Source organism: Lentibacillus salicampi (genome assembly GCF_004565465.1).
GTDB classification, from domain to species: domain Bacteria; phylum Bacillota; class Bacilli; order Bacillales; family Amphibacillaceae; genus Lentibacillus; species Lentibacillus salicampi.
Genome location: NZ_SRHY01000030.1, coordinates 1 through 26,091 on the forward strand (window position 1 = coordinate 1; position 26,091 = coordinate 26,091).

The following is a 26,091-nucleotide window of genomic DNA, read 5'->3' on the forward strand; positions in this document are numbered from 1 at the left end:
CTCCCGTAGGAGTCTGGGCCGTGTCTCAGTCCCAGTGTGGCCGATCACCCTCTCAGGTCGGCTACGCATCGTGGCCTTGGTGAGCTCTTACCTCACCAACTAACTAATGCGCCGCGGGCCCATCTGTAAGTGCGCAGCTTATGCCGCCTTTCAACTCCCGGCCATGCAGCCGGAAGTGTTATCCGGTATTAGCTCGCGTTTCCACGAGTTATCCCAGTCTTACAGGCAGGTTGCCCACGTGTTACTCACCCGTCCGCCGCTCGCTCCACAGGCGCACGCCCCGAAGAGCGTTTGTCTGCTTCCCGCGCTCGACTTGCATGTATTAGGCACGCCGCCAGCGTTCGTCCTGAGCCAAGATCAAACTCTCCAAAAAGAAGTTTGTCAAGAGATTGACACCGATCAATCTCTTGTATGGCTTAGCTAAAAATTGATTCAGGGTTTTATTGGTCTTCCATCAAAATCAAATTTTGACTTCCGACCTCTTACCTCTGACATCTGTTTGTCATACTGGTTGTTTTGTTCAGTTTTCAAGGAGCAAAATGGGCCTGGGTGGACTCGAACCACCGACCTCACGCTTATCAGGCGTGCGCTCTGACCAACTGAGCTACAGGCCCTTAATTGGAGCGGGTGATGGGAATCGAACCCACGACATCAGCTTGGAAGGCTGAGGTTTTACCACTAAACTACACCCGCAACAACATAAGATAGATAGTTTATTGAAATTTTCGATGGTCGGGAAGACAGGATTTGAACCTGCGACCCCCTGGTCCCAAACCAGGTGCTCTACCAAGCTGAGCTACTTCCCGTTAATATGGTGCGCCCGAGAGGAGTCGAACCCCTAGCCTTCTGATCCGTAGTCAGACGCTCTATCCAATTGAGCTACGGGCGCTTTGAAGCAACATTCTTCATTGTAACAAGAAAACAAAGCTTTGTCAACAGTTTCAAATGCGGCCGAGAGGACTTGAACCTCCACGGGATTAACTCCCACTAGGCCCTCAACCTAGCGCGTCTGCCATTCCGCCACGACCGCGTATTTAAACAAAAATAAAATGCCGTGAAATCCACAGCAATATAAAACAAATAAAAGTGCGGATGAAGGGACTCGAACCCCCACGTCATAAAGACACTAGATCCTGGGTCTAGCGCGTCTGCCAATTCCGCCACATCCGCGAGTAGTGGTGAGCCATGGAGGATTCGAACCTCCGACCCTCTGATTAAAAGTCAGATGCTCTGCCAACTGAGCTAATGGCTCATGCTATATTATAAAAACATTTGAATTTACAGTGATACGTTGTTCCATCTTATTGCATTGATGATCGTCTGCTAAAAGCAACCGACGCATTTCTGTAAATGGCAGACTGTTAGATACCTTGAGTAACTTGCAGCCCATCTTACAATGAAAAAACTGCACTCGCTTGTCCTTTATGAATAAAGTGTTTCTCTGATAAAATCATTCAGAATCATACGTTTTGACATTAAAAGAAAGTGGCTGGGCTAGCTGGATTCGAACCAGCGAATCACGGGATCAAAACCCGATGCCTTACCGCTTGGCTATAGCCCAAAGAATGGCGGTCCGGACGGGACTCGAACCCGCGACCTCCTGCGTGACAGGCAGGCATTCTAACCAGCTGAACTACCGGACCCAACCGCTTTAGCTTAAAAAACATATAGTGACCCGTACGGGACTCGAACCCGTGTTACCGCCGTGAAAGGGCGGTGTCTTAACCGCTTGACCAACGGGCCATAACATGGCGGAGAAGGAGGGATTTGAACCCTCGCGCCGTTTACACGACCTACACCCTTAGCAGGGGCGCCTCTTCAGCCACTTGAGTACTTCTCCATATAATGGCTCCACAGGCAGGATTCGAACCTGCGACCGATCGGTTAACAGCCGATTGCTCTACCACTGAGCTACTGTGGAATAATCTAAAACTGTTTATCAAAGTAATCAAAAGCAGCATGTTGCGCTCATTGTACTATACGTTACATCAACAACATCAGACTTCGCCACAGAAATAAACATAAATGTTGATTCAGTCATCAACACCGTCAGATACTCTGAAATATGTAAAAAACATTCCATTCACCTAACGACGCGACGAAAAATATCTTACAATACATGAAACTAAATGTCAATATCTTTTCCGAAGGTTTTTTTAACCGGCAAATCTACTTATGAATAAATGGGATTTTAAGGCTTGTTTAATTTAACATGCATAACGGATTTCGTCAACAATACAATAGAACAATTTGTCGTTTTGACGAGCATGGATTCACTCCCCCCGGGCGGTTCAGAGTGGAATGGAGCGCTTGTCCAAGTACCGGGCGCTCCTATTAAATGGACCACATCGTCGTTAACCTCCCCACTTCAAGCTGAGATGAGTGAAGGTTATCCAATTGTCCAAACTCCTTTCATTCCCCGTTGTTCGCCAGAGCCAGTTTTCCTCCGCATTTTCCACATCTATATTTATTAAGGTTAATCCGCTGCAATCGTTTATAAATATGATGACATTTCTGGCATTTATACATATACTTCGGGCGTTTCTCGGCTGATGGCAAAGGCGAGCAATGTCTTGGCGAGCCTGTCTGCTTTAAAAGGTTCTTAAAATCCTGATCACCATGTTTATAGCCCTTCCCTTCTATATGAAGATGATAATGGCAAAGTTCATGTTTAAGGATTCCGGCAACCTCTTTTTCATCACACTCAAAAACGTATTTGGGATTCAATTCGATCGTTCGTTTTGCCGGAAGATATCTCCCGCCGGTTGTTCTGAGCCGATCGTTGAATCTTACACCATCCATAAAAGGTTTATGGAAATATTGACGGGAAAGACGATCAACCCATTCATATAAATTATTCTCATTTAGAATAGTCACTTGCAAAAACCTTCCTTATCATCAGCCACGATACAGGGCTTACTCTCGTTTAGCTTCCGACGGGATTACAGCCACTCGGAATTGCTAATCCATACTATTTACAGAAGACATTATGACAAGTGAAATTTATTATCAACACGTTGCCTGAATGTCGTACTGAAAAATACTATTTAAAATTATTATGATTAAATATTGATTTTTAATCAATTTATATTATAATAGGACACAGGTGTTGAGAATGATTATTCAAAGTTGCGAAGTCAGAATTCCAAGGTGCCACTAACATACTAAATGGGCCTCACATTTATCAATATTTCCATCCGAATAGATATCGGTAAGAAAACCATTATAGGATTTTATAATGTTCGTTTATCACCCTGCTGGTTCAATAGTAACTACACCATAGCAAACGGTTCTTTTTTCCGCAATTTTGTGATTCTGATCACCTAATCTATCAGTCTATTTCATAGTATTATTATAATCACTATGTTATTATAATAATTGTAAAAAATACAGGAGGGAATATATTCATGAGTGAACATGAAAATAAGAAGAAACTGACAACGGCATTTGGTGCTCCAGTTCCTAACGATGACGATTCCAAAACTGCCGGCAAACGCGGGCCACTGTTAATGGAAGATTACTGGTTCCTGGAAAAAATGGCGCATTTCGACAGAGAAGTCATTCCTGAACGCCGCATGCACGCAAGAGGAGCCGGTGCATATGGTACATTTACCGTAACACATGATATTACAAAATATACAAAAGCAGCTATATTCTCTGAAATTGGCAAGAAGACGGATATGTTCATCCGTTTCTCAACTGTTGCCGGTGAACGCGGAGCTCCGGAAGCAGAACGTGACATCCGCGGGACAGCCATGAAATACTACACAGAAGAAGGCAACTGGGATCTTGTTGGTAATAACACACCTGTATTCTTCATGCGGGATCCTAAAAGATTCACAGATTTAAACCACGTTGTAAAGCGTAATCCTAAAACAAACTTAAAAGATGCAAATGCTAAATACGACTTCTGGTCTTTACTGCCCGAATCCCTTCACCAGGTTACCGTTGTGAATAGTAACCGGGGCATTCCAGCAAGCTTCAGGAACATGCATTTATTCAGCAGTCATGCGTATAGTATGATTAATGCTGAGAATGAACGTGTATGGGTCAAATTCCATTTCCGCACACAGCAGGGCATTAAAAACCTGAAAGATGATGAAGCGGGAACACTAAGAGGAAGTGAACCTGACAGCCATACAAAAGATCTGTATAATGCTATCGCAAACGGCTACTATCCAAAATGGACATTATATATTCAGGTCATGACCGAAGAGGAAGCCGAAAACATGCCATACAACCCATTTGACTTGACGAAAGTCTGGTATAAAGAGGACTTCCCGCTAATTGAAGTCGGCGAGCTGGAGCTTAACCGCAATCCGGAAAACTACTTTACTGAAGTAGAACAGGCTGCATTTGCACCGACAAACATTGTGCCTGGCATTGGCTTCTCGCCGGACAAAATGTTGCAGGGCCGTATCTTCTCTTATAGCGATACACAGCGTTATCGTTTAGGGGTCAATCATTGGCAAATCCCGGTTAACTACCCTAAAAATGCGAAGAATTTCCATCCATACCATCGTGATGGTGCGATGCGCGTTTTGAATGGAGATGAAGGTGGACAGGTTTCTTACTCACCTAACAGTTATGGTGAGTGGGAAGACCAAAAAGACCTTACAGAACCGGCTCTTGAAATAAACGGTCCGGCCGATTATCACAACTTCCGTGAAGATGATGATAATTATTACGAGCAGCCAGGAAAACTGTTCCGTCTCCTGAGTCCGGAAGAACAAGAAGATTTGTTCTACAATACGGCGAATGACATGGAAGGTGCAACCAAAGAAGTTAAACTGCGGCATATCACAAACTGCTACAAAGCTGACCCTGCCTATGGTGAAGGTGTAGCCAAAGCTGCCGGTATCTCACTGAGCGAAGTGGAAGCAGCTGTCAGTAAAGAAGACTGAAGTTAAATAAAAAGACTGTCCTAACGGGGCAGTCTTTTTTTATACATATTTCAAATCCTTCAAGCGCAGACTACTTGTCATGTCCGACCATCGACAAAGCGATACGACCTTTATCGATATCGACATTTTCGACCCACACCGTCACGACATCGCCTACTGATGCAATGTCCATCGGGTGCTTAACAAATTGCCTGGCCATTTTGGAGATATGGACTAATCCATCCTGTTTAACCCCAATATCAACAAACACACCAAAGTCTACAACATTGCGGACGGTACCCTGCATTTCCATGCCTGGCTGCAGATCATCCATCGAAAGGACATTCTGTTTCAATAATGGTTTCGGCAAGTCATCGCGCGGGTCACGTTCCGGCCGGCCGAGTGCATTGATGATATCCTGTAAGGTCGGTACACCAACTTCTAACTCATCCGCTACCGCTTTGACATCAATCGTGTTCAATTGATCACGCAATGTCCTGGTTCCGATATCGTCCATCTCGCAGTCAACCATTTTTAAAAGTCGTTCGGCCTGGTCGTAGCTCTCAGGATGAATCGGTGTCCGGTCGAGTGCGTTTTCACCCTCCAGCACGCGCAGAAAACCGATTCCCTGCTCATATGTTTTCGCCCCAAGGCGCGGAATCTTTTTAAGCTGGCTTCGGTTAATGAACTTCCCATCCTCATCACGTTTTTTCACAATATTATTGGCGACTGTTTTGCTTAAACCTGCGACATATTGCAACAACGAGGATGAAGCCGTATTAACATTGACACCAACCTGGTTGACCGCTGTTTCGACCACAAATGTCAGGGATTCATTCAGCGCTTTTTGGCTGACATCATGCTGGTACTGCCCAACACCGATTGATTTCGGGTCAATTTTTACAAGCTCAGCCAGCGGATCCTGGACTCTTCTGGCAATCGATGCAGCACTGCGCTCTTCTACCTGCAGATCCGGAAACTCCTCCCGTGCCAGTTTAGATGCAGAATACACACTAGCTCCTGCTTCATTGGCGATGATATACGGAATATCCAGTGAATGCTTGCCAATCACATCGGAAATAAACTGCTCTGTCTCTCTGGAGGCTGTCCCATTTCCGATGGCAATCAATTCAACGTTAAACTGATGGATATAATCCATAACAACCCGCTCTGCACCAGCTGTGTCATGCTTTGGTGCCGTTGGGTAGATCACATCCACTTGATGAACCTTGCCTGTTTCATTAACGACAGCCAGTTTGCAGCCTGTCCGATATGCCGGGTCAACACCGAGCACCATTTTCCCTTTTAAAGGCGGCTGAAGCAAGAGATTTTTCAAGTTTTTGGAAAATACATCAATCGCCTGTTCTTCTGCCTTTTCCGTCAGGCTATTTCGGACTTCCCGTTCAACAGCAGGATGAATCAGACGTTTGAAACTGTCTTCAATCGCCTCCTGGAGTATGCCGTCTGTCTCCTGATTGGCTTTATTGGTAATCACTTTGCGATGCAAATAGTCCAGTATACGTTCTGTCGGCGGTTCAACCGATACTTTCAGCACACCCTCTTTTTCACCGCGGTTTAACGCTAAACTGCGATGTGGGACCATAGAACGAACCGTCTCATCATACGCGTAGTACATTTCGTAGACGCCTTTTTCATCCTTTGCGGTATCTTTGGATTCCGCATGAATGGCACCGCGCTTGAATGTTTCACTGCGGATGTATTCACGGTATTCTGGCTCATCTGAAATCCATTCAGCTATGATATCATTAACACCTTTTAGTACATCTTCAATCGTCTGCAATTCATGTTCATCTGATAAGAATTCCGCTGCCTCACTGGCGACATCATTTAATTCCTGTTCCCAAACACGTATTGCAAGTGGCTCAAGTCCTTTTTCCTTTGCCTTTGCGGCCCTTGTACGGCGTTTTTGCTTGTATGGCCGGTACAGGTCCTCCACCCGCTGTAGTTGTGTAGCCTGTGTGATGTCACGCTTTAATTCTTCGGTCAGCTTTCCCTGTTCATCAATCAGCCGAATGACTTCCTCTTTCCGTTCAGACAGATTCACGGCGTATTGCCACTTATCCTGAATCAGTTTAATCTGAACCTCATCCAACCCATCCGTTGCCTCTTTTCGGTAACGCGCAATAAAGGGTACCGTGTTCCCTTCATTCATTAAATCAATGACTTTTTTGACAGTAGCCGTCTTGACGTCTACTTCGTTTGCTACCCATTGTTCCAATTCCATAGACACTTATGTTCCTCCTCGTTCGGTCCTCCACGATACAGGTCACAACCGCAATAGGGATAGTCTCCTCTGCACTTTAGTCGTTGGCCCACTTGATCAATCGAGAGACACGCTACACCTTATTCTATCAAAAAAATCTCCAAATGAAAAAAGACCGACCCATTGAAGCCGATCCTAGGAGCCTTGGACAAAAGTAGCTTTATTAAGGAAAGATCCGAACTAGTTGGAGCATATAACCCGCTCCGGAAATATACTTCGCTTTCCGCGGGCGGCTGGTGAGCCTCCTTGTGCTTCGCACTGCGGGGTCTCACCGAGGCCTTTCCTCCCGCAGGAGTCTACGTATATTTCCTCCGCTATAGCAATGTATTGTTCGTTTTTAGTTTTATACATCTTAGTTCTGTCCAAGATTCCTATCTCTCGTATCGTATGGCAATTAACGTGGTATCATCCGCTCTAACGTCCTCATCCACATAACCGGCAAACGATTGAACAACCTGGTGGACATCCTTGTTCAACAAAAAACGCTGCGATAAATCCTTATCTGTAACGCCATCCGAAAATAAAATGAACCGTGTTTGTTGATCAAGCTTATCTGTTACCACTTTAAACGACCTGTGATATCCAGCCAGATAACCGGCATTGGGAATACTCCGCTTCCTCTTACCGTCCTCAGTCATCGTCACAACGCCAATATTCCCAATGGATGAAAAGGAATATTGGTGTATCCGGAAATCGATCCGCAAAATCCCGATAACCGCCCCGCGTTTTCCTGACAGCTGTTGATTACACTTTTTAATCAGTTGTTCAACCGTTACATTAGTGTTTTCCCTTATGATGCTAATCACAATTTCAGAGGACTCCTTGGCAAACTCGCCGCTCCCTAAACCATCTGCCAATGCACAGACATATTCATCATCTGTTTCTATATAAAAATAGCTGTCACCGCAATAATATTGGTTCTTTTTTGCTTTTTGAAAGACAGCTGTTTCCACTCTGTTGAATCTACTGCTCAATCCCGAATCTCCACACTTTCACTCTGCAGTGCTTCGCGGAGTTTTCGTAATGAGCGGCGTTGCAGTCGTGATACATGCATCTGGGATATCCCAAGTCTTTCACCAGTTTCTTTCTGACTCATATGCTCAAAATAGGTACAGCGCAAAATCTCCTGTTCACGTTCAGACAGGACGGGCAGTATTTTTTCCAGCAGCATGCGCTGGTCAACGTTGTCAAAGCCGCTGTCACGATTCCCGATCAAATCCAATATGGCAACGGTACTGCCTTCAGAATCGGCTTCGATTTTCCTGTCAACGGAAAGGGCCTTATAGCTTTTACCCATCTCCATCGTTTCCAGCACTTCTTCTTCCGAGACATTTAAATAATCCGCAATTTCCGGAACAGTCGGCGAGTTCTGGTTCTCGGTCGTTAATTCATCCGCAGCCTTTCGAATTTTTGGACCCAATTCCTTAATTCGGCGGGGAACATGTACACTCCACGTCTTATCACGAATAAACCGTTTAATCTCACCGATAATCGTCGGAATGGCGAAAGACTCAAACGATTTGCCGAACGAAGCATCATACCGTCTGACCGCCGCGATCAAACCGATCATGCCTACTTGTGTCAGGTCTTCATGGATACTACTGTTTTTGGAATACTTTCTGGCAATGGATTCAACCAGATCCGTGTAAGTCAGGACAATCGTTTCTTGCAATGGCTCATTTTCCGGGTCTTTCTGGAGGTCTTCGATACATTGATAAATGTCGTCTCGATTTTTATTGGGTTGTTGAGATTTGGTCGTCATCAAGACCCACCTCTGCTTCATGAAGGTACTTTGTCATTAAAACAATAACACCATAGTTGTTATTGATCTCCACTTTATCCATCAATGCATCAATCAGGAAAAGACCAAAGCCGCCTTCACGCAAATTTTCGACAGATTCCGAAGCCTGTTGCGGACCAATCCCCCCTCTAATTTCGCTCAAGTCAAAGCTGACACCATGATCAGCTACCATAACCTCCAGACGGTCATCGTGCACACCAAATCCGATTGTTACTTCGCAGTCACCCTCTTCATAATAGGCATGATCGATGACATTTGTAATCGCCTCGGAAACAGCCACCTTCAGATCCTCAATAGCCTCATATGCAAAACCCTGCCGACTCGCAATCCCGGAGACACTCAGGCGTACAACTCCCACATATTCTGCTCTGGCAGGAACCTTCATTTCAATAAAATCAAACTTTTCCATTAGTCATTTCCACCTCGAATCGGCGTATCAATTGTTATAATGTCATCAAGACCTGTAATCTGAAACAGTCTTAACACGCGATCCTGCAAATCAACCAGTCTCATGTCACTGTTGTTTTCGTTCGTTGATTTCAACGCGCTAACAAAAACTCCCAAGCCTGTACTGTCCATATAATGAACATCTTCCAAATTAACTTCTGTCTGATGCCCTTCTTTTTTCGTCAGCGGTAGTAATTTTTCTTTCAGTTGAGGCGCAGTGTAGGCGTCAATTTCGCCTGAAAGCCTTATAACAGATTTCTCATTTCCCTCTGCAATATCAATTTGCAAATTCATCAGTTACCTCCTATACGAAAATGTTACCCATCAACCGTAACATGTATCATGGTTCTATTCCCTACACATATACACGCTAAACTTCTTTTCGCAAAACAATCAGCGTGAAATCATCCCGCAATTGAAAGTCTTGCATCCGTTCAAAATGTTTGTAGGCTTTGTTCACCATTTCCTGGGCAGGCAAATCGGCATATTGTGCAATAACTTCCAATACTTCTTCTGTTTCAATAAACCGATCGCCCTGCCGGCATTCCGTGACCCCATCCGTCAGCAGAATAACCATATCGCCTTTCTGAATTGTGCGCTCATACTCCCAGTAGTCCACGTCAGGAGACACCCCAAGAACAAGCCCTTTTGTTTTCATTTCCTCAAATGTTTCTGTTTCGGCATGATAATGAAAACCAGGTTCATGCCCGGCGGATGCGTAACAGATCTTGCTTTCGGATGGGAGATATTGTGCATAAAACATCGTGATAAACATGCTTGCATCAACATTTCTTTCGACAACCCGGTTCAAATTTTTCAATATGGTTTTGGGACTCACATTAGCTTTCGGCAGGCTGTCCATGGAGTATTTAATCATTGACATGCATAATGCTGCAGGGATACCTTTTCCAATCACATCGGCGACAGCAATTCCGAATGAATCATCCTCACCCGTAAGGAAATGGTAATAGTCACCACTCATTTGATGGGCCGGTACACTGACAACACCAATGTCCAAACCGGCTACATCAGGTTTCGTCGTCGTCAGCAGCGTATCCTGCATATTCGACGCAACCGCGATTTCCGACATCAGTTCCGATTGCTGCTCTCTCAATGAATGGTTCTCCTGGTGGGCCACGCCATATGAGATCATGATTTCCAATAAAAAATTCATGGAATGCTGAAAATGTTCCGGTATATCCGGGTATAACTCTGACAATGACTGAATATGCAGGTTTATAATCTCTTCCGGCGGGACATTATTTTTAATGAATGCTTTACTGATTTGCTCGGCACCATAAAGGGACTCTTCATCTCGTATTTCAATGTAGTGCTTTAATAATTGCCGATAGTGACGGATATCTGTATCAATGGTCGCCATACTTCTTGCCTCCCTATGGGTGAATGAAATTGATGAAGCAGAATGTTTTGACCGCTGTTATGAAAAAAATTGGTCATGAGGCTCTTACATGCATGGTAAAAAAACAGCAAAAGGGGCCAGTGCCAACCCGCGTCCCCCTTTTGCTGCTCATGGTTTAACCCGCCTTAACGGGCAGTGAAATCCCTACTAAATGTTATTTTACTTTATCTTATCTTAGTTTTCTCAGCCATTTCATCACTCTGATTTCGGTGCCTTGACCTTCTTCAGATTGAATGTCGAACTGGTCAACTAAGCGTTTCACGCCAGGAAGCCCTGCCCCCAGGCCACCGGATGTGGAATAACCGTCTTCCATCACCTGACTGATATTTTTTATCCCGGGGCCTGTATCAAGTGATCGAACACCCAGCCCGTTCTGCCCCATCTCCTCAACCACTTCAAAACATATCTTTCCGCTGCCGGCATATAAATAGATATTTCGGGCTAGCTCCGATATTGCCGTTGCGATACGGGCTTGATCGACGGTGCCAAACCCGATGTCGCGTGCCCTGTCCCTCCCAAGCTGACGCGCTTTAACGATATCCCACTCTTGTTCAATCGTCACACAGAAAGTAGGGTCCATGCTCATTCCCCCAATTCCTGATACAGTTTAATCAATCCCCGTTCTAAGTCCAATGCAGTCGGAACATCTTTCAAATGTACACCTAAGTCAATTAAGGTGACCGCAACTGCAGGCTGAATTCCGGTCAATACCAACTTGGCCCCCATAAGATCTGACATAGTGACGACATCGCCGAGGACCTTTGCTATAAAAGAATCAATGATTTCCACTGATGTCAGATCAATGACAACCCCGGATGCGCCGGTTTGATGAATTTTGTCCAATAAATCTTCCTGAAACTGTATAGCCGTATTATCATCGATTTCTGTCTGAATCGAAATCAACAGATAATCGTGTAATTTTAAAATTGGTATCCGCATTCTATCACTCTCCACCAAGCGAGTCGATCATTTGCTCAACCGCATTGTTCGGCGGCTTCGTATCAACAATTTTGCGATTCGTCATCTCAAGTGCTTTAATAAACCCTTTTCGCAGTGAACTTTTGGTAGGGAATTTACTCAAGTCAATTCCCAGGTTCACGATCGTCTGAGCAATTTCAGGGCGTATACCGACAAGGATACATGTTGCTCCGACCAGACGGACGGCTTCCGCTGCTTGGATAATGTGATGTGCTACCATGGTATCCACAACCGGTACACCGGTGATATCAATTAATACGACCTCTGAATTGTGCTTCATGACTCCTTCAAGCAGGTTTTCCATGATTAATTTGGCCCGCTCGGTATCAATCGTGCCAACCAGCGGCATAACTGTAATATTATCCATCACCGGGATGAGCGGGGCTGATAATTCTTGAAGCGCGACACGCTGCAGGGATAAAATATTTTCCCAGTTCCCTGAATACTCATTGACCAGCTGTCTAATCAGCGGCTCAACCCATTCATCAACACTCTGCTGCAAGTCGGAAATATAGCTTGTGTCAATTTTATCAGATTGCTGCAGAATAAAATTAATCGTCACCCGTCTGAAAACCTGCAGGCCATCTGTTATGTAACTGACTTTCCAACCAAGGTTGATCAACTTTTCGGAAAATTCCTTCAGCTGCTTTGTATCACCCTCATGTTTAATACTGCTGAAAATAATATTGACAAATTCCCGATTGGTGCTTTCCAATAATTCATCTGAAACACTATCCGTATAATTAAAGCCTTTCAGTATATCAATTTCATCGATCCATTTCTGGACAATAACATCACTGTTGTCCAATACAATCTTTCTAAACTCCCTGTCCATAGTTTCCTCCCACTATTTACCCCTGATAATAAAGTGAAACCTCATTCAGTTGGGGTCCCCTCCCCCGCTTAGCTTTTGTGTCTCACCTCCAATTCGGAAGTGGGGGTCTTACTGCCCGTTAAGGAGGGGATGAATAGTTTTTTATAAATTATTTTTATCTTGTTAGTTCTACATTTTATCATAAAATACGCTAAAGTTCTCACTTTGAACATAAAAATACCCCTGTTCTTAGGTTAGAAAAGGGGCACCATCTACTGATCATACATTTCTTTCAATCCAAGACTGATTTCCAAAGCTTTATCAATTCTGTCCATCATCTGTTTATCCAGCTTTGTAATCTTATCGGTCAACCGCTGCTTATCCAACGTTCTGATTTGTTCCAGCAATATAACCGAGTTACGGTCAAAACCGTACCGTTTCGCGTTTATCTCCACATGTGTCGGGAGTTTGGCCTTCTGAATCTGAGCAGTTATTGCAGCAACAATAACCGTTGGGCTGAACCGGTTACCGATATCATTTTGCAGGATCAGTACCGGGCGAATACCCCCTTGTTCCGATCCCACGACAGGGGATAAGTCGGCGAAATAAACTTCGCCTCTTTGAACGATCACGTGTCCTACACCCCGATCACGGTTCGCTGTAAATTGTTTTTCTCAGCTTCTTCTTCGGCCTGAAAAGCTTCTGAAGCGATTGTCAGATTAATATTAGCCATTTCCATATAACCTTGCTGCATCGATTCACGATACTGCTGGACATGCTCTTCTTTTTTGTGTTCCAGATAATTTCTCGTTGCCTGACAAATGAAATCGCTCAAATCACTATTTTCATACTCCATGAGTCCATCCACCTCGTTTAACAGGTTTTTAGGTAATCGTACTGAAATTTCCTGTAAGCTCTCTGACAACACCATGCACCTCCGACAACTTGTAAAACGATCGATAGTAGAGCGAGTTCAAAAAGGAGGATCAAAAGGACTTTTTGAACAAGCGCTATTAAATTCTTTTTCAATGATACCATTGTATCGGACGGTTTGCAAAGGCTTATCAGGATAATTAAAAAAAACCTGCCTGAAAGATTGTCTTTTAGTGCGTGTTCAAAAAGGCCCTCTGTCGACGTGTCATTTTTACCGAACTTTTTGATCAACCTTTTCTAAACATAATTCACATAATCGGACGCTATTATTCACCACACTCCATCATGTTTCACCCTGGAAATAGGCTCCTGATATTAGTTTATTGCCTGTATGCTTTATTATGCCAACAAATTTCGGGAATGCCCGCGACTTATTTTATCAGCTGCCCTGTTTATAAAGCCTTGGGACACGATCGGAGATCATGCATGGTATTTCATAATTGATGGTTTCAAGTTTTGCCGCGATTTCATCTGCTTCAATTTGGTCAGTTCCCTGCCTGCCAATTAAGGTTACCATTGTTCCTACGGGATATTCTTTATCAAGCCTGATCATCGTCTGATCCATCGTTATCCGGCCGACAATCGGCATTCTTTTTCCATCGACGAGAACGTCCATCCCCTGCAGTTTGCGGATCCAGCCATCAGCGTAGCCAATCGGAATTGTGCCGATATATTCCTGCTCTCTTGTTGTATAGGTGGCACCATAGCTGATAGATTCTCCTTGATCGACTTTCTTCACATGAATTAGTCTGCTGTGCAATGAAAAGGCCGGTTGCAGGTTAATCATACCTTCATCTTTTAAAACATCTGACGGATACAGCCCATACATGGCTATCCCGAACCGCATATAATTATACATTCGTTCAGGAAAGCGGATGGATGCGGCGCTGTTGCCGATATGAACAGCGACAGGGTCATGCGTTATCGACTCAAAAGTATGAAGCAAATCCTCAAAACGGTGTTGCTGCAAGTCAAAATAAGTCAAATCCGCTTCATCGGCCGTTGCAAAATGTGTATAAACACCAGTTAATTGAATGGTCGGACTGTTTGCCATCCACGCTGTCGTCTCTCTCAATTCATTTTCAGTCCGCAGCCCGACACGTCCCATGCCAGTATCCCACTTCATATGCACCTTCACAGGAGACGGAAGCGAAAGCCTGTTCACTTCACGGATCCAATCCGTTTGAAAGCATGTCAGCGTAATGTCGTGTTCTACAGCTGTCGGGACATCTTCCGGGTTCACCCGTCCGAATACGAGAATTGGCGCTGCCATATGAGCTTCCCTTAGTATCAGCGCTTCTTCCAGCAGGGCCACGGCAAGCATTTTTGCACCTGAGTCCAGTGCTTTTTCAGCAACTTCCACCGCTCCATGACCATATGCATCGGCTTTGACCACTGCCATAACAGCACAATGATCAGGAAGTCGGTTACGCATTTCTTTGATATTGTGACCGATTGCTCCAAGATCCACTTCCGCCCACGTACTCCGATACAGGTTGTTGTGCACAGAACCCCCTCCTTTGCCATCTGCCTTATATTTTATCGAAAAAAAGCAAAAATAAAAAGCAGACCCCCTCTCTGATGAGTCTGCTTGCTACGATTCATTTACTTCACTTCTTTGCCTTTTACAGATTGTGCCACTTCAATTAATTCTTCCTTGGTTAATTCCTCACTTGCGAGGACAAAATTATTTCCATTACTGGTCCACTCAATGGTATTTTCGGATAGGGCGCCGATTGCGTGGCCTATGTTCACAATTTGGCCGTTCACCATTTGGGGAGCGGACATAGTTGGTACCACGTCCTGAGTCTCCTGAACCAGCGTGAAATTCTTTTCACCGGAGAATGTCATAATCACCCGTTCGCCATTTTCCGTTTCAACTTCTGATTCCTCAACCAGTTCAGAGCCTAACATATTCTGCGGATAAACAACGGTAAATGCATCCGCCTCACCTTCACCTGAGACTGACGCGTCAGCCGTTCCGCTAGTCATATTCTTCTCCATCGCAAAATCGTCATCTTCAAACTTGGGATCTTGTTTAAAATCAGAAAAATTGACTTGTACCAAAGCATTCCGGTCTTTATCAAGTACTTTTACCATCTCCGGTGTATACGATTTTTTATCAAAGTAAACCTCCTGGAATGGTAAATTGTTGTTGCTTTGATAGTTTGTTTTAGTCTCAAAAACGTAATGGTCCTCGGTTGTATTGAATTCAGCTTCCTTATCTTTCAGGATATCGTTGACAAGTGATTGATACAGATATGGCTGGCTGCCGTTTTCCGGCCACTCTTCCTGAAATTTGAAGCTTTTATTCAACGCAGGAGAAAGAACAAACACCCCGTCCTCATTTTTCAAAATGATTTGGCTGCCTTCTTTATCCTGTTCATTGTTGAGTGCAACACGGTACAGATCTTTTTTCTTATGCCAAATATCAATATTGTACTTCTGGTCTTCCTGGCCGGTGTTCATCGTCATTTCGGCCTTTGCTTTATAGCCATCCATGGATTCGAGATTCGACTCCAATTTCTCCACTACATCTTCCTGAGACTGTTCACCGCAGGCGGAAAGCAAAAAGATGGAACCGACAATAACTACAACCCACATACTTAACTTTTTTTTCATGGACATGTCTCCCTTGTCGCATTCAAACATTTTGCGGGCTTTTCGAACTGACAAAGGGAGGGAAGTCATTGTCACCGTGTTGCCAGAAGCGTACGATATACATTCGTAATGCCGGCACTGATATCAGAAGCTATTAAGTCATAAACGGAATGGACTTCTTCAGTGAGCCATTCAGCAGCCTTTCCATGCACGAAACAGGCATTGCCTAGCGCTTCAGTAACAGTCTGCCGCTGCATAATCATGGCCAAAATGATCCCGGATAATACATCCCCGCTGCCGCCTTTCGCAAGCCCCTGATTCCCGGCGGTGCTGACGGTCTGTGCGCCTTCCGGGGTCGTAATGATTGTAAACGTCCCTTTAAGAATGACATATACCTGATATTTTTCCGCAAACATTTTGGTATAGGCAAAAGGAGACTGTAACAGCTCAGGAACTGACACATCCAACAGCATCGCCATCTCCCCCGGGTGTGGTGTCAGGACAACTGGACCTGTCCGATGGTTAAGACGGTTCAAAAGCGAACGCACATGATACAGGCCATCCGCATCCACAATCAGCGGTCCCTCCGCTTCTACTGCCTGTTGCACCAGTCCGGCTGCTTCTTGATGACGACCCAGTCCCATACCAATTACAGCTGCATCATATTGGTCAAAAGGTACGGCAGTCCTGGCGTTCAAAAAACCGTTCGTGTCATCCAACGTCAGATAGGTTGCTTCCATACAGTTTGACGCAATTGTCGGGATCACACTTTTTGCTGTGGCAACTGTCATCAGACCGGCGCCTGTTCGCAAGGCAGCGACTGCGGACATCGCGATGGAACCCGGCATTTCCGCACTGCCGCCGATAATCAGCCCACGGCCGTGGTTGCCTTTATGCGCGTTCGCTTTCCGTTCCGGCATCGTCTCTTTAAAATCTGCTTCCGTCCAGACCTTCCTCTGCGCCCGATTCTTCGTAACAGGCTTCGGGAGCCCGAATGAAACCGTCGTCCACTCGCCGTAATAAGGAAATGTCGATTCCAGAAACGCGCTCATTTTCGGGAACCCAGCGATAATTGTTTCGTTGGCTTGTACCGCTTGAAAGTCCCGCGCCCCCTCATTAGCAGGCAATCCTGATGGAATGTCTGCCGAAATCACATGAGCTTCTGACTCATTAATGGTTGCGACAACCGTGCTGATCGGTTTACGGAGCATCCCTTTTGTCCCGATCCCCAACATGGCATCGACAACGATATCCGCTTCCTTTACGATCCCCCCGATTTCGGAAGGTTGACACGTTACACGCACCTCCCCGCCGCATCGGATAAACAAATTTTTGTGAAAAAGGGCGTCACCGGCTATTTTATGATCCGGTACAACCTGAACAACGACTATATCGTACCCGTTGTTCAGCAATGTTCTGGCAATCACAAACCCATCGCCGCCGTTGTTTCCGCTCCCAGCCAAAAGCAGGATTTGGTCTGTATCATCAACGCTCGCTTCAATGCGTGCTGACATCGCCCTCCCTGCGTTTTCCATTAACAGTCTGCCATCAATGCCTATTTGATGAATGGCCTCATGATCCATATCGTACATTTCTTCTGCGGTGACAATATGCACACTATTCCCTCCTGCCCGCACTAGAATATATGAGACAACCTTTCCGATTATGCAAAAGTACCCGTCAGTTCTTTTCCTCGATGACAACCTGTGCCACTGCGTACTCCCTGCTATGTGTGATGGATATAAAAATGTTCCAGTCTTCATATCCGCAAACGTCCATCACAGGGGCGCCATACGTATCGGTTGTCACCTCGATATTTTTAAAGCTCAGTTTCCCAATACCGCGGCCGGCAGCCTTCGAAAATGCCTCTTTGGCAGCAAATCGCCCTGCAAGATATTCGGCCTGCCTCTGACTCGTTGTTAAAGCAGCAAACATTTTTTTCTCCGTATCGGTCAAAATCCGGTCAGCAAACCGGCTGTTTTGTTGTACATTATGTTGTATTCGATCCAGTTCAATTATGTCAACGCCAATACCTTTTATCATAAAAACGGTGTTCCTTTCTTTTGTGAACTGCATATCATTATGATTTACCAGCATATTCTAGTAAGATAATATTGGTCATACTATAGAATATAATACTATCATTATAATACCCCCGAGTCCCGTATATAAAACCGGATTCTTATAGGGCAATACATTTTTCAGTAAAGGAGGGAGAACTTCTATGTTTGTACGAAATGAACGCAGTATAAAAGAATTCATGCAATTATACCCGGCTGTCGCCTGGCTGATCATAATCCAGCTTGCGCTTTGGCTTTTGACCGGTTTTCTGCAGACCCCGATCGGCAACCTGATCAGAGATTGGGGAATGGGCATCAACTTTTCCATTAGTCAGGGAGAATACTGGCGATTAATCACATCCATTTTTCTTCATGCTGGCCTCATGCATGTCCTGTTCAATTCGTTTGCCCTCGCGTTGTTCGGACCCGCTCTGGAGCAGATGCTCGGTAAACTGAAATTCCTCGCCATCTATCTTGGCGCAGGGCTGATTGGCAACTTAGCGACCTTTCTGCTCGGGCCTCCGCTGTACTCCCATGTAGGTGCATCAGGGGCTATTTACGGGCTGTTCGGCCTTTATGTATTCATGGTTGCGTTTCGTAAACATTTAATTGACCAGTCAAGTGCCCAAATTGTCACCATCATTTTAGTCATCGGCCTGGTCATGACATTTTTACGCTCGGGTATTAACGTTTATGCCCATATATTCGGATTCATCGGCGGCTTTGCACTAGCTCCGCTCGTCTTAAATCATGTCCGTCCTTACAACCCATGGGCACGGCCGCAGCGTACAGATGACGGCTCCATCGGGTTTGACCCTAACCGTTGGCAGAAAAAGCAACGGAACAAAACGCTTTTCAAAAACGGGCTCTGGATCCTTCTAGGGATTCTTATCATACTCGGACTCTTCAGCAGAATATTTTAAAAGGGGCTGGGACAAAACTCAACTATTTAAACCAAAAACGATTGATCAATCGTTCTTAGTTTAAAGTTAGGATGTGCTAACCATCGCTCCGGAGAAATACTCCGCTATTTGAAGCGCCTATCTCTATATATAAAAATCCGAACAGATTATAAATTTCTCTAAAGAATTTTACATCATTGTTCGGATTTTTATATTCCCTACTGACTTCTATGCGAATACCAGTCCGATAGCTCGTCGGTATGTGATTCCTCAAGATCCTTCATGGTAAAATGCGTCCCTGCTCCCATTGTTCCGACAATCGAAAGTCTCATCGTCTCAAGCCTTTGCAGTTTCTGCACTTTATGCTGTTTTTCCTCAAATGCCTGTATGCGTTTATGAAATATCATGATTGTATTTCGGCTAAAGAGACGATGCCGTATTGTTAACCGCCTCCCCTGCACACGAAAACCGCCGTCCTTATGCCGCAGCCAGCCAAGGAACACACTGCCTGCAAGTAGCACTAACGGGGCCCAGATAAATGATGGGAAGAAGATTCCTACTGCCACTGTCGCCAGCAGGAACAGTATGGAAGATCGCATGATGTAAAACTTCCGTGCCCGTTTTGGCAATGGCCTCAGTTCACGCTGCAACCCGGCATACGCTGGCAAAAATGTTTGCAGGAAGTCTTCCACTTCATCACGCTTCATAATCGGAAACAGAATCGATGAAAAGTCTTCCCCCTTACGCATGGATCCACCGGCAACCTCCGCATATACAGTGACGAAACCAAGCGGTTGCCGAATAATACTTTCCTGAATACCGACTGCCTGAATGCGTTTTAAAGGTATGGTTACTTGTTTTTTCTCAAGCAGACCACGGGTAATAAACAATTCATGTTCATTACCGGTAATCGTAAAATTCCCGTACTTGATAATTGTGCCGGCTATGCCAAATAGCCACAACAGCAGCAAACCCACTATCGTCATCACAGCGATAATGATTATACCAAGCCCAATGAGCCATTGCACAGAGCTCTCATAAAACTGCTCCGGAATAAACTGTTCCACCTGAGAAAAAGCAGTCGCCGCCAGGGCCATAATGACTCCAATACTGCCTGAAGTCGTTCCTGCTAAAAACAATCGTTTAAAACGAATAGTAGAAGATGGGTTTGACGTTTCTGCTGTTTCATCAGCGAACTCGTCATCCCCTGCGGATTCCAGGCTGCGCGATTTCAATTCCTGACGCAACGCTTCCCCTTCTGCCAATTTCACCGCACTGAGCGACGCTTCCGCATCTGTTCCGGACCCTGCCGTTTCAATCTGTACCTTCGTCAATTTAAAAATCCGGTGAATAACCCCCGATGTCAAGTCAATCGATTGAATACGGTTCTTGGATATGTAACGTTTCTTCCGGATAAAAACCCCATATTCAATACGCAATTCATCATCCTCTACCCGATACGTGTAGCGATACCATGTCAGCACACTTGACGTAATAAAAATGACCACCAAACCTGCTAAAATCAGAATAAAATACAGCAATGATTCGTCTCTGAACGTAATAAACCCAAGAATAATAGCAAATAGAAATTCGCGTATCGTTTTAATCAAATTAAAAATAATCGCTGCCGGGTGTAATCGTTTTGCTTCAGACATCATCTTCATCCACCCTTGCCAAAGCCGAGATTCTATCCCGCAGTTCCGATGCGTCTTCCTCAAGCAGCGCAGGAATCTCATGGGTTGTGGCTGCCGTTGAAATTTCCACACTTGCCAAGTTATATTTCTTCAAAATCGGCCCCTGTTTTGTATCAACATGCTGCACACGGATCATCGGTACAAGTGTCCGCGAGACAATCAATATCCCATGTTGAATATAAATCTCCTGTTCAAATACTTCATAACGCCATCGCCTCCAGCGCAGTTTCGGCAGTAAAAAGACAAAGAATAAAGTCGTCATTCCGCTGATTAAAACGGCTACTGCACCAAACCAATAGGAAAATTCAAATATAAATGCTACTACAAAAAGAGCAATCGTTATGAGCCAGAGCATTCCTTCAGCGATTGCAGCCGAAATTTTCCACGCTTTGATGGCATCCGGCGCAATCCGGTTAATCGGTGGCTGTCGCATAATTTCACTTCCTTCATCACAATAGATTCGTCTATTACTTATACGGATTCATACTACCAAAGTTTCGACATTTTTAACAGATAATGACCGCTGCAGAACTTTTACACCGCTTGCAAAGGATGATAGAGCATTGTGAACCCTTCTATCCGGCCTTTTGAGGTGTATTTACAGGATTTTTAGACACCGGGATTTTTCCGGACGTCGTGACAGATGTATAAAAACAAAACAAAAAGACTCGGATTATCAACCAAGTCTTTCGATTTAAAACTATTTAGGTTTTCTTCCTAAACTGAACCCATTACTTTTTATAAGGCCCTTCAGCTGTTCGAGTTGTAGTTACGGCGCTTCTGGTAGTTTCCTTTACGATTATGTCCGCCCTGGTTGCGGCCTCCTTGCTTGCGTCCGCCTTGGCCGCGTTTTCCGTAATACTTCTTATTTTGCGGTCTGCCTTTATTGTTCTTGCCCCGCGTTGCTTTTTTCACGCTGATTGGCTGAACAGATGAAATGTTGACGGGGGCATTACGCCGCTCTTTCGTCATCATTTTAAGGGCAGCAGCCACAACCGTCATGGAGTCGTGCTCTTCAAGCAGCTCGCTGGCGGTTTCCTGATAGTCCTGCAAATCCTGCTGAGCAATCTTTTTCCGCAGTTTGTCCGCTGCTGCCTGCTGTTGGCCGCGTTTTGCTTCCTGATAAGTTGGAGGCGCCATCCGTTTCATTTTGCTCTTGGTCACTTTTTCAATCAAATTCAAATGCGCGATTTCCCGTGGTGTGACAAATGAAATGGCTTCCCCGGTACGACCTGCTCGTCCGGTACGGCCAATCCGGTGCACGTAGCCTTCCGGGTCCTGTGGTATGTCAAAATTATACACATGAGTCACACCTGATATATCAAGTCCTCGTGCTGCTACATCTGTCGCTACTAGTACATCAACACGATTTTTTTTAAATTTGTTCAGAACTGACATCCGCTTCCCTTGTGTCAGATCACCATGAATGCCTTCTGCACGGAACCCGCGTGCCTGCAGCCCGTCGGTAATTTCATCCACCCGCTTTTTCGTCCGGCTGAAGACAATCGCAAGCTTCGGTGCATAATAATCCAGATGGTTGGTCAACGTATCAAATTTCTGTTTCTCGGGAATCTCGATAAAATACTGGTCGATGTTTTCAACCGTCATTTCTTTTGCTTTCACTTTGACTTCTTTCGGATCTTTCATCAGGTTCGTCGCAATACTCCGGATTTCTTTTGGCACCGTTGCGGAAAATAGCAATGTCTGCCGTTCTGACGGAATGTTTTTCAATATATCACGAATGTCATCAATGAAACCCATATTCAGCATTTCATCGGCTTCGTCCAGAACGACTGTTTGGATGTCGCCTGTCCGGATGGTCTTGCGTCGCATGTGATCAAGCAGTCTTCCCGGTGTTGCGACGACAATGCTCGGGCCGTCTTTTAACGCACGTATTTGCCGCTCCATATGCTGCCCGCCATAAACTGAAATGGCACGTACACCTTTAATTTTACCAAGCCGATTCAGTTCCTCGGCTACTTGAATGGCCAATTCTCTTGTCGGCGCTACAACCAGCCCTTGAATTTTCCGTTGTTTCAGATCGATGTGTTCAATCATCGGGATTCCGAAAGCCGCAGTTTTTCCCGTTCCTGTCTGTGCTTGTCCAATCACGTCATTTCCTTGCATGGCAAGCGGGATTGTTTCCGCTTGAATAGGTGTTGATTCTTCAAAGCCCATTTTCTGTAAAGCTTTCATAATGGGATCTGAAATGTTTAGCTCATTGAATGTTGTCACTGTATAACTCTTCTCCTTTTTTGTTTAAATATATGATTCAATTAATGAAGGCTGTAAAAAGAGGCTTTTCCCAGTCATGGAAAAAGGCCTCATCCGCGAACGCTCATCCAAAAATAACAGTCATTTTATATTAACACAGTCACTCGGATAATATCCACTACTTCCTATATGATTTTTTACGTGTGGCATGATAAACTATACAGGGTTCTATAAAGAAGCAATCAAACAAGGAGGTTATTTATGCGAATCCCTCCGTTTAATCCATACATAGCGATTGTCATTGGCGTTATCGCCGTGTCCACATCAGCCATTCTGGTTAAACTTGCGGATCAAGCCCCTGCAGCCATCATTGCCAATTACCGTCTACTTCTTGCTGTTCTAATTATGGCACCATACGTCCTGCTGAAAAACCGGCACGAGTTTCGTTTGATTCAAAAAAATGATTGGATCTTCTCTGCCCTTGCCGGTATTTTCCTGGCATTCCACTTTATTGTCTGGTTCGAATCCCTGAATTACACGTCCGTGGCTAGTTCCGTCGTGCTCGTCACACTGCAGCCGATATTCGCCTTTTTGGGGACTTATTTCTTTTTCAAAGAACGTTTTTCATACGGCGCCGTCATTAGTATGCTGATTGCCCTTTTGGGAAGTGTCATCATCAGCTGGGGCGACTTTCAGATTAGTGGCGTCGCACTGTTTGGCGACATTTTGGCACTCATCGGAGCGATGCTGGTAACAGCCTATTTCCTAATGGGGCAGCAGGTCAGAAAGCGCCTGTCGCTAATGACGTATACATTCATCGCTTATGGCATCAGCTCCCTTACGCTCATCGTGTACAACCTGATTGCCGGTAATGCCTTTTTCGGGTATCCTGCCGATAATTGGCTTGTATTCCTGGCATTGGCGATTTTCCCGACTTTCTTCGGGCACACGTTATTCAATTGGGCACTGAAATGGCTGAGCACCGCAACCATCTCGATGGGGATCGTCTTTGAACCGGTCGGCGCTTCCATCCTGGCTTACTTCATATTGGGCGAAACGATTACGTGGTCACAGTGGCTGGGCGGAACAATCGTCCTGTTCGGGCTGTTTTTGTTCATCATGAGCACAACAAAGAAGCGCAAAGTCACTATCTCACAGCGCAAGTGACATCGGAGGCTCGACCGGACCGCGCTATGTTGAGCAAAAACGCCCGCCAGGTTGAGCTCTTGTTTGACGTTTTTGCCCAAAATTTTGGCGTTTTTACGCTTTACGGCCCTAAAAACTGATATAATAAAGGCAATACAAAATCGAATTGGGTGAAATCATGCATATACAATTAATGACCGACGGAGGGGCAGACGTTCCGAAGCGTTTGCACGATGCATTGGATATAAAGGTTGTACCACTCTATTTACATTTCGGGAATGAAGAATACAAAGCCGGTGTAACGATTGATCTCGAAACGTTCTATCAAAAAATGGCCGAAGCCGATGAACTACCGCGCTCCTCAGCACCAAATCCGAATGACTTTTATGAAGCCTATAAGCAAGTCGATCCGGAAAAGCCGATTATCATGCTGAGCTTATCAAAAGGCTTAAGCGTTACCTATGACAATGCCGTTCTGGGCAAGAATATGCTGCTTGAAGAAGAGCCAGATAGAAAAATCGAAGTCATCAACTCCAAAACTGCTTCATGCGGGCTTGCACTATTACTGCACGAAGCGAAAACAAAAATGGACGAAAATTATACGTATGAAAGCCTCGTTGACCATTTGTATGAACGCATTGATCAAACGAATTCGCTGTTTGTCCTGAAAACACTGGAGAACCTGATACGTGGTGGACGACTTGATCGTGTGAAAGGCACCATCGCCAAAACATTAAATATAAAACCACTCATGCGTGGTAGTGATGAAGGTACCATTGAAGTAACTGAAAAAGTGCGTGGGAATAAAAAATCGCTCAGACGATTTGTTGAACAAATTGGTGAATACAGCAGGAACTTCGAGAATAAAGTCATTACCATGACACATTGTAATGCCGAAAACCGTGCCAAAAAAGTACTCGCGAGCATCAGAGATAAGTACCCGTTTAAAGATGCCTATTTGACGGATATGGGGCCGTTGATTGCCAATTATGCTGGAGAAGGCGGCCTGGTTATTTCGTTTTTCAAATCATAGAACTGCGCAGAAGATAAGAGGAGGATGCTCACGTGACCACGTCCTCCTCTTTTTCATTGATCAAAAAATCATACACCATTTTATTCAATGCATCGTGGTCGTCACCCAGACAGATGAGATGTCTGGATCGTTCAAAAAATACGACTTCCTTCCGTTCCGAAGTAATTTCCTTATCAAGATAATAGCCTGTTTTATAAGGCACCATCATGTCCTGCTGCCCATGCGCGATTAGTACAGGCGAGGTTACCTTATTTAAGTATTGGCGGGTAAACCTGACCAGTCTGAGGAATTCGATATTTGCCTTAAATGGCACTGTACCCCATTTTCGTTTGTAGTGGAGATAAAGGTTGTTTTGTTTGAGCTTCCCTTTAAATCCGTCGGTAACAGCACCTGTGAAGTCCCTTATCATTTGCCGGAATGACAAATATTTTCCTGAGGGGGCAAGCAATACCAGCTTATCAATATTATGTTTAGATGCCAGATAAGCGGCAATCATCCCGCCCATTGAAAAGCCGATCAGGTATATTTTATCCGATTTCGTCTTTAATTGTTTTAACGAATTTTCTGCTGCGACGAGCCAGCTTTTATATGAGACATTTTCCAAAGCAAGTTCGCTGCCATGCCCCGGCAATGTTGGTACGTCTATACGCCAATCTGTATGTTCTCTCAGATATTCCGCCAACGGCCCGACTTCATACGGACTGCCTGTATAGCCATGTATGATGAGACATCCAGTCATGTCAATTCTCCTTATCGATCGTGTTCAAAAAGACCGGCAGGCTAAGTTCCCGGACCACAATCACGGACGCCTGCACTAGCACGTCCTGTGCGTCAAAGTTCCAGGCGGCGCGAGTTCCCGAGCACGGGCTTCTCGCGTGTTG

At 44.9% G+C, this 26,091-nt stretch carries 24 protein-coding genes, 12 tRNA genes and 1 rRNA gene; 4 read left to right on the forward strand and 33 right to left on the reverse strand.

Annotated features, from left to right (window positions below):
- From E4U82_RS14185 to E4U82_RS14250, 14 genes are all read right to left on the reverse strand, one after another.
- Positions 1–373, reverse strand: a 16S ribosomal RNA gene (locus E4U82_RS14185); the annotation flags it as partial.
- 167 nt (positions 374–540) lie between these two features.
- Positions 541–614, reverse strand: a tRNA-Ile gene (locus E4U82_RS14190).
- A 5-nt stretch (positions 615–619) separates the two neighbouring features.
- Positions 620–693 (reverse strand) — tRNA-Gly (locus E4U82_RS14195).
- A gap of 36 nt (positions 694–729) precedes the next feature.
- A tRNA-Pro gene (locus E4U82_RS14200) sits at positions 730–806 on the reverse strand.
- A gap of 6 nt (positions 807–812) precedes the next feature.
- Positions 813–889 (reverse strand) — tRNA-Arg (locus E4U82_RS14205).
- Between the two features lie 57 nt (positions 890–946).
- Positions 947–1,030 (reverse strand) — tRNA-Leu (locus tag E4U82_RS14210).
- A 57-nt stretch (positions 1,031–1,087) separates the two neighbouring features.
- Positions 1,088–1,170 (reverse strand) — tRNA-Leu (locus E4U82_RS14215).
- A gap of 6 nt (positions 1,171–1,176) precedes the next feature.
- Positions 1,177–1,252: transfer RNA gene (locus tag E4U82_RS14220), tRNA-Lys, on the reverse strand.
- 234 nt (positions 1,253–1,486) lie between these two features.
- A tRNA-Gln gene (locus tag E4U82_RS14225) sits at positions 1,487–1,561 on the reverse strand.
- Between the two features lie 5 nt (positions 1,562–1,566).
- Positions 1,567–1,643, reverse strand: a tRNA-Asp gene (locus E4U82_RS14230).
- 28 nt (positions 1,644–1,671) lie between these two features.
- Positions 1,672–1,743 (reverse strand) — tRNA-Glu (locus tag E4U82_RS14235).
- Positions 1,744–1,749: 6 nt separating this feature from the next.
- Positions 1,750–1,840, reverse strand: a tRNA-Ser gene (locus E4U82_RS14240).
- A 6-nt stretch (positions 1,841–1,846) separates the two neighbouring features.
- Positions 1,847–1,921 (reverse strand) — tRNA-Asn (locus E4U82_RS14245).
- Positions 1,922–2,412: 491 nt separating this feature from the next.
- Positions 2,413–2,877: a SprT family protein gene (locus E4U82_RS14250; RefSeq protein ID WP_135110830.1), complete on the reverse strand. Its 465-nt coding sequence runs from the start codon at positions 2,875–2,877 to the stop codon at positions 2,413–2,415.
- A gap of 530 nt (positions 2,878–3,407) precedes the next feature.
- Here E4U82_RS14250 and E4U82_RS14255 point away from each other — a divergent pair.
- The gene (locus tag E4U82_RS14255) at positions 3,408–4,904 is read left to right on the forward strand and encodes a catalase (RefSeq protein WP_135110831.1); all 1,497 of its coding nucleotides are present in this window, start codon (positions 3,408–3,410) and stop codon (positions 4,902–4,904) included.
- A gap of 70 nt (positions 4,905–4,974) precedes the next feature.
- Here the strand turns inward: E4U82_RS14255 and E4U82_RS14260 are convergent, their stop codons facing one another.
- The 15 genes from E4U82_RS14260 to acpS form a co-directional block, all read right to left on the reverse strand.
- The gene (locus tag E4U82_RS14260) at positions 4,975–7,128 is read right to left on the reverse strand and encodes a Tex family protein (RefSeq protein ID WP_135110870.1); all 2,154 of its coding nucleotides are present in this window, start codon (positions 7,126–7,128) and stop codon (positions 4,975–4,977) included.
- 410 nt (positions 7,129–7,538) lie between these two features.
- On the reverse strand, positions 7,539–8,141 hold the full coding sequence (locus tag E4U82_RS14270; RefSeq protein ID WP_245183595.1) for a SpoIIE family protein phosphatase: 603 nt from the start codon (positions 8,139–8,141) through the stop codon (positions 7,539–7,541).
- Positions 8,138–8,929: an RNA polymerase sigma factor SigB gene (sigB, locus tag E4U82_RS14275; protein ID WP_135110833.1), complete on the reverse strand. Its 792-nt coding sequence runs from the start codon at positions 8,927–8,929 to the stop codon at positions 8,138–8,140. Before sigB ends, E4U82_RS14270 begins: the two co-directional genes overlap by 4 nt.
- Positions 8,901–9,377: an anti-sigma B factor RsbW gene (gene rsbW / locus E4U82_RS14280; RefSeq protein ID WP_135110834.1), complete on the reverse strand. Its 477-nt coding sequence runs from the start codon at positions 9,375–9,377 to the stop codon at positions 8,901–8,903. The genes sigB and rsbW overlap by 29 nt, the downstream gene beginning before the upstream one ends.
- A complete protein-coding gene (locus E4U82_RS14285; RefSeq protein WP_135110835.1) occupies positions 9,377–9,709 on the reverse strand; it encodes an anti-sigma factor antagonist in 333 nt (110 codons plus the stop codon). The genes rsbW and E4U82_RS14285 overlap by 1 nt, the downstream gene beginning before the upstream one ends.
- Positions 9,710–9,785: 76 nt before the next feature.
- Entirely contained in the window at positions 9,786–10,796 is a 1,011-nt protein-coding gene (locus E4U82_RS14290; RefSeq protein WP_135110836.1) for a PP2C family protein-serine/threonine phosphatase, read from the reverse strand.
- A gap of 208 nt (positions 10,797–11,004) precedes the next feature.
- The gene (locus E4U82_RS14295; protein WP_135110837.1) at positions 11,005–11,415 is read right to left on the reverse strand and encodes an anti-sigma regulatory factor; all 411 of its coding nucleotides are present in this window, start codon (positions 11,413–11,415) and stop codon (positions 11,005–11,007) included.
- A 2-nt stretch (positions 11,416–11,417) separates the two neighbouring features.
- Positions 11,418–11,774, reverse strand: a complete 357-nt coding sequence (locus E4U82_RS14300; RefSeq protein WP_135110838.1) for an STAS domain-containing protein — start codon at positions 11,772–11,774, stop codon at positions 11,418–11,420.
- A gap of 4 nt (positions 11,775–11,778) precedes the next feature.
- Positions 11,779–12,648, reverse strand: a complete 870-nt coding sequence (locus tag E4U82_RS14305) for an RsbT co-antagonist protein RsbRA (RefSeq protein ID WP_135110839.1) — start codon at positions 12,646–12,648, stop codon at positions 11,779–11,781.
- Positions 12,649–12,899: 251 nt separating this feature from the next.
- Positions 12,900–13,259: a type II toxin-antitoxin system PemK/MazF family toxin gene (locus E4U82_RS14310; protein ID WP_135110840.1), complete on the reverse strand. Its 360-nt coding sequence runs from the start codon at positions 13,257–13,259 to the stop codon at positions 12,900–12,902.
- 5 nt (positions 13,260–13,264) lie between these two features.
- A complete protein-coding gene (locus E4U82_RS14315; RefSeq protein ID WP_209300587.1) occupies positions 13,265–13,552 on the reverse strand; it encodes a CopG family ribbon-helix-helix protein in 288 nt (95 codons plus the stop codon).
- 387 nt (positions 13,553–13,939) lie between these two features.
- On the reverse strand, positions 13,940–15,067 hold the full coding sequence (gene alr, locus E4U82_RS14320; protein ID WP_135110842.1) for an alanine racemase: 1,128 nt from the start codon (positions 15,065–15,067) through the stop codon (positions 13,940–13,942).
- 98 nt (positions 15,068–15,165) lie between these two features.
- Positions 15,166–16,182, reverse strand: coding sequence for a LolA family protein (locus E4U82_RS14325; RefSeq protein WP_135110843.1), 1,017 nt, complete (start codon positions 16,180–16,182; stop codon positions 15,166–15,168).
- A gap of 71 nt (positions 16,183–16,253) precedes the next feature.
- On the reverse strand, positions 16,254–17,777 hold the full coding sequence (locus E4U82_RS14330) for an NAD(P)H-hydrate dehydratase (RefSeq protein ID WP_135110844.1): 1,524 nt from the start codon (positions 17,775–17,777) through the stop codon (positions 16,254–16,256).
- A 64-nt stretch (positions 17,778–17,841) separates the two neighbouring features.
- Positions 17,842–18,204 (reverse strand): holo-ACP synthase, encoded by a 363-nt coding sequence (acpS, locus tag E4U82_RS14335; RefSeq protein WP_135110845.1) that lies wholly within the window; start codon positions 18,202–18,204, stop codon positions 17,842–17,844.
- Positions 18,205–18,385: 181 nt separating this feature from the next.
- Between acpS and E4U82_RS14340 the strand changes: the two genes are divergently transcribed.
- Complete coding sequence (locus E4U82_RS14340) at positions 18,386–19,144, forward strand: rhomboid family intramembrane serine protease (RefSeq protein ID WP_135110846.1); 759 nt, start codon at positions 18,386–18,388, stop codon at positions 19,142–19,144.
- 197 nt (positions 19,145–19,341) lie between these two features.
- Here the strand turns inward: E4U82_RS14340 and E4U82_RS14345 are convergent, their stop codons facing one another.
- The 3 genes from E4U82_RS14345 to cshA all read right to left on the reverse strand — a co-directional run bounded on the left by E4U82_RS14345 (position 19,342) and on the right by cshA (position 23,052).
- Positions 19,342–20,778, reverse strand: coding sequence for a PH domain-containing protein (locus E4U82_RS14345; protein WP_135110847.1), 1,437 nt, complete (start codon positions 20,776–20,778; stop codon positions 19,342–19,344).
- On the reverse strand, positions 20,771–21,250 hold the full coding sequence (locus tag E4U82_RS14350; RefSeq protein ID WP_135110848.1) for a PH domain-containing protein: 480 nt from the start codon (positions 21,248–21,250) through the stop codon (positions 20,771–20,773). The genes E4U82_RS14345 and E4U82_RS14350 overlap by 8 nt, the downstream gene beginning before the upstream one ends.
- 317 nt (positions 21,251–21,567) lie before the next feature.
- The gene (gene cshA / locus E4U82_RS14355) at positions 21,568–23,052 is read right to left on the reverse strand and encodes a degradosome RNA helicase CshA (RefSeq protein ID WP_135110849.1); all 1,485 of its coding nucleotides are present in this window, start codon (positions 23,050–23,052) and stop codon (positions 21,568–21,570) included.
- A 240-nt stretch (positions 23,053–23,292) separates the two neighbouring features.
- On the opposite strand from cshA, the gene E4U82_RS14360 reads away from it, so the two are divergent.
- Positions 23,293–24,198 (forward strand): DMT family transporter, encoded by a 906-nt coding sequence (locus E4U82_RS14360; RefSeq protein ID WP_135110850.1) that lies wholly within the window; start codon positions 23,293–23,295, stop codon positions 24,196–24,198.
- Positions 24,199–24,355: 157 nt separating this feature from the next.
- On the forward strand, positions 24,356–25,210 hold the full coding sequence (locus E4U82_RS14365) for a DegV family protein (protein ID WP_135110851.1): 855 nt from the start codon (positions 24,356–24,358) through the stop codon (positions 25,208–25,210).
- A gap of 28 nt (positions 25,211–25,238) precedes the next feature.
- On the opposite strand, the gene E4U82_RS14370 is transcribed toward E4U82_RS14365, so the two are convergent.
- Positions 25,239–25,949 carry an alpha/beta hydrolase gene (locus E4U82_RS14370; RefSeq protein ID WP_135110852.1) on the reverse strand — a complete coding sequence of 237 codons (711 nt, stop codon included), beginning with the start codon at positions 25,947–25,949 and terminating at the stop codon, positions 25,239–25,241.
- Positions 25,950–26,091: the final 142 nt, after the last annotated feature.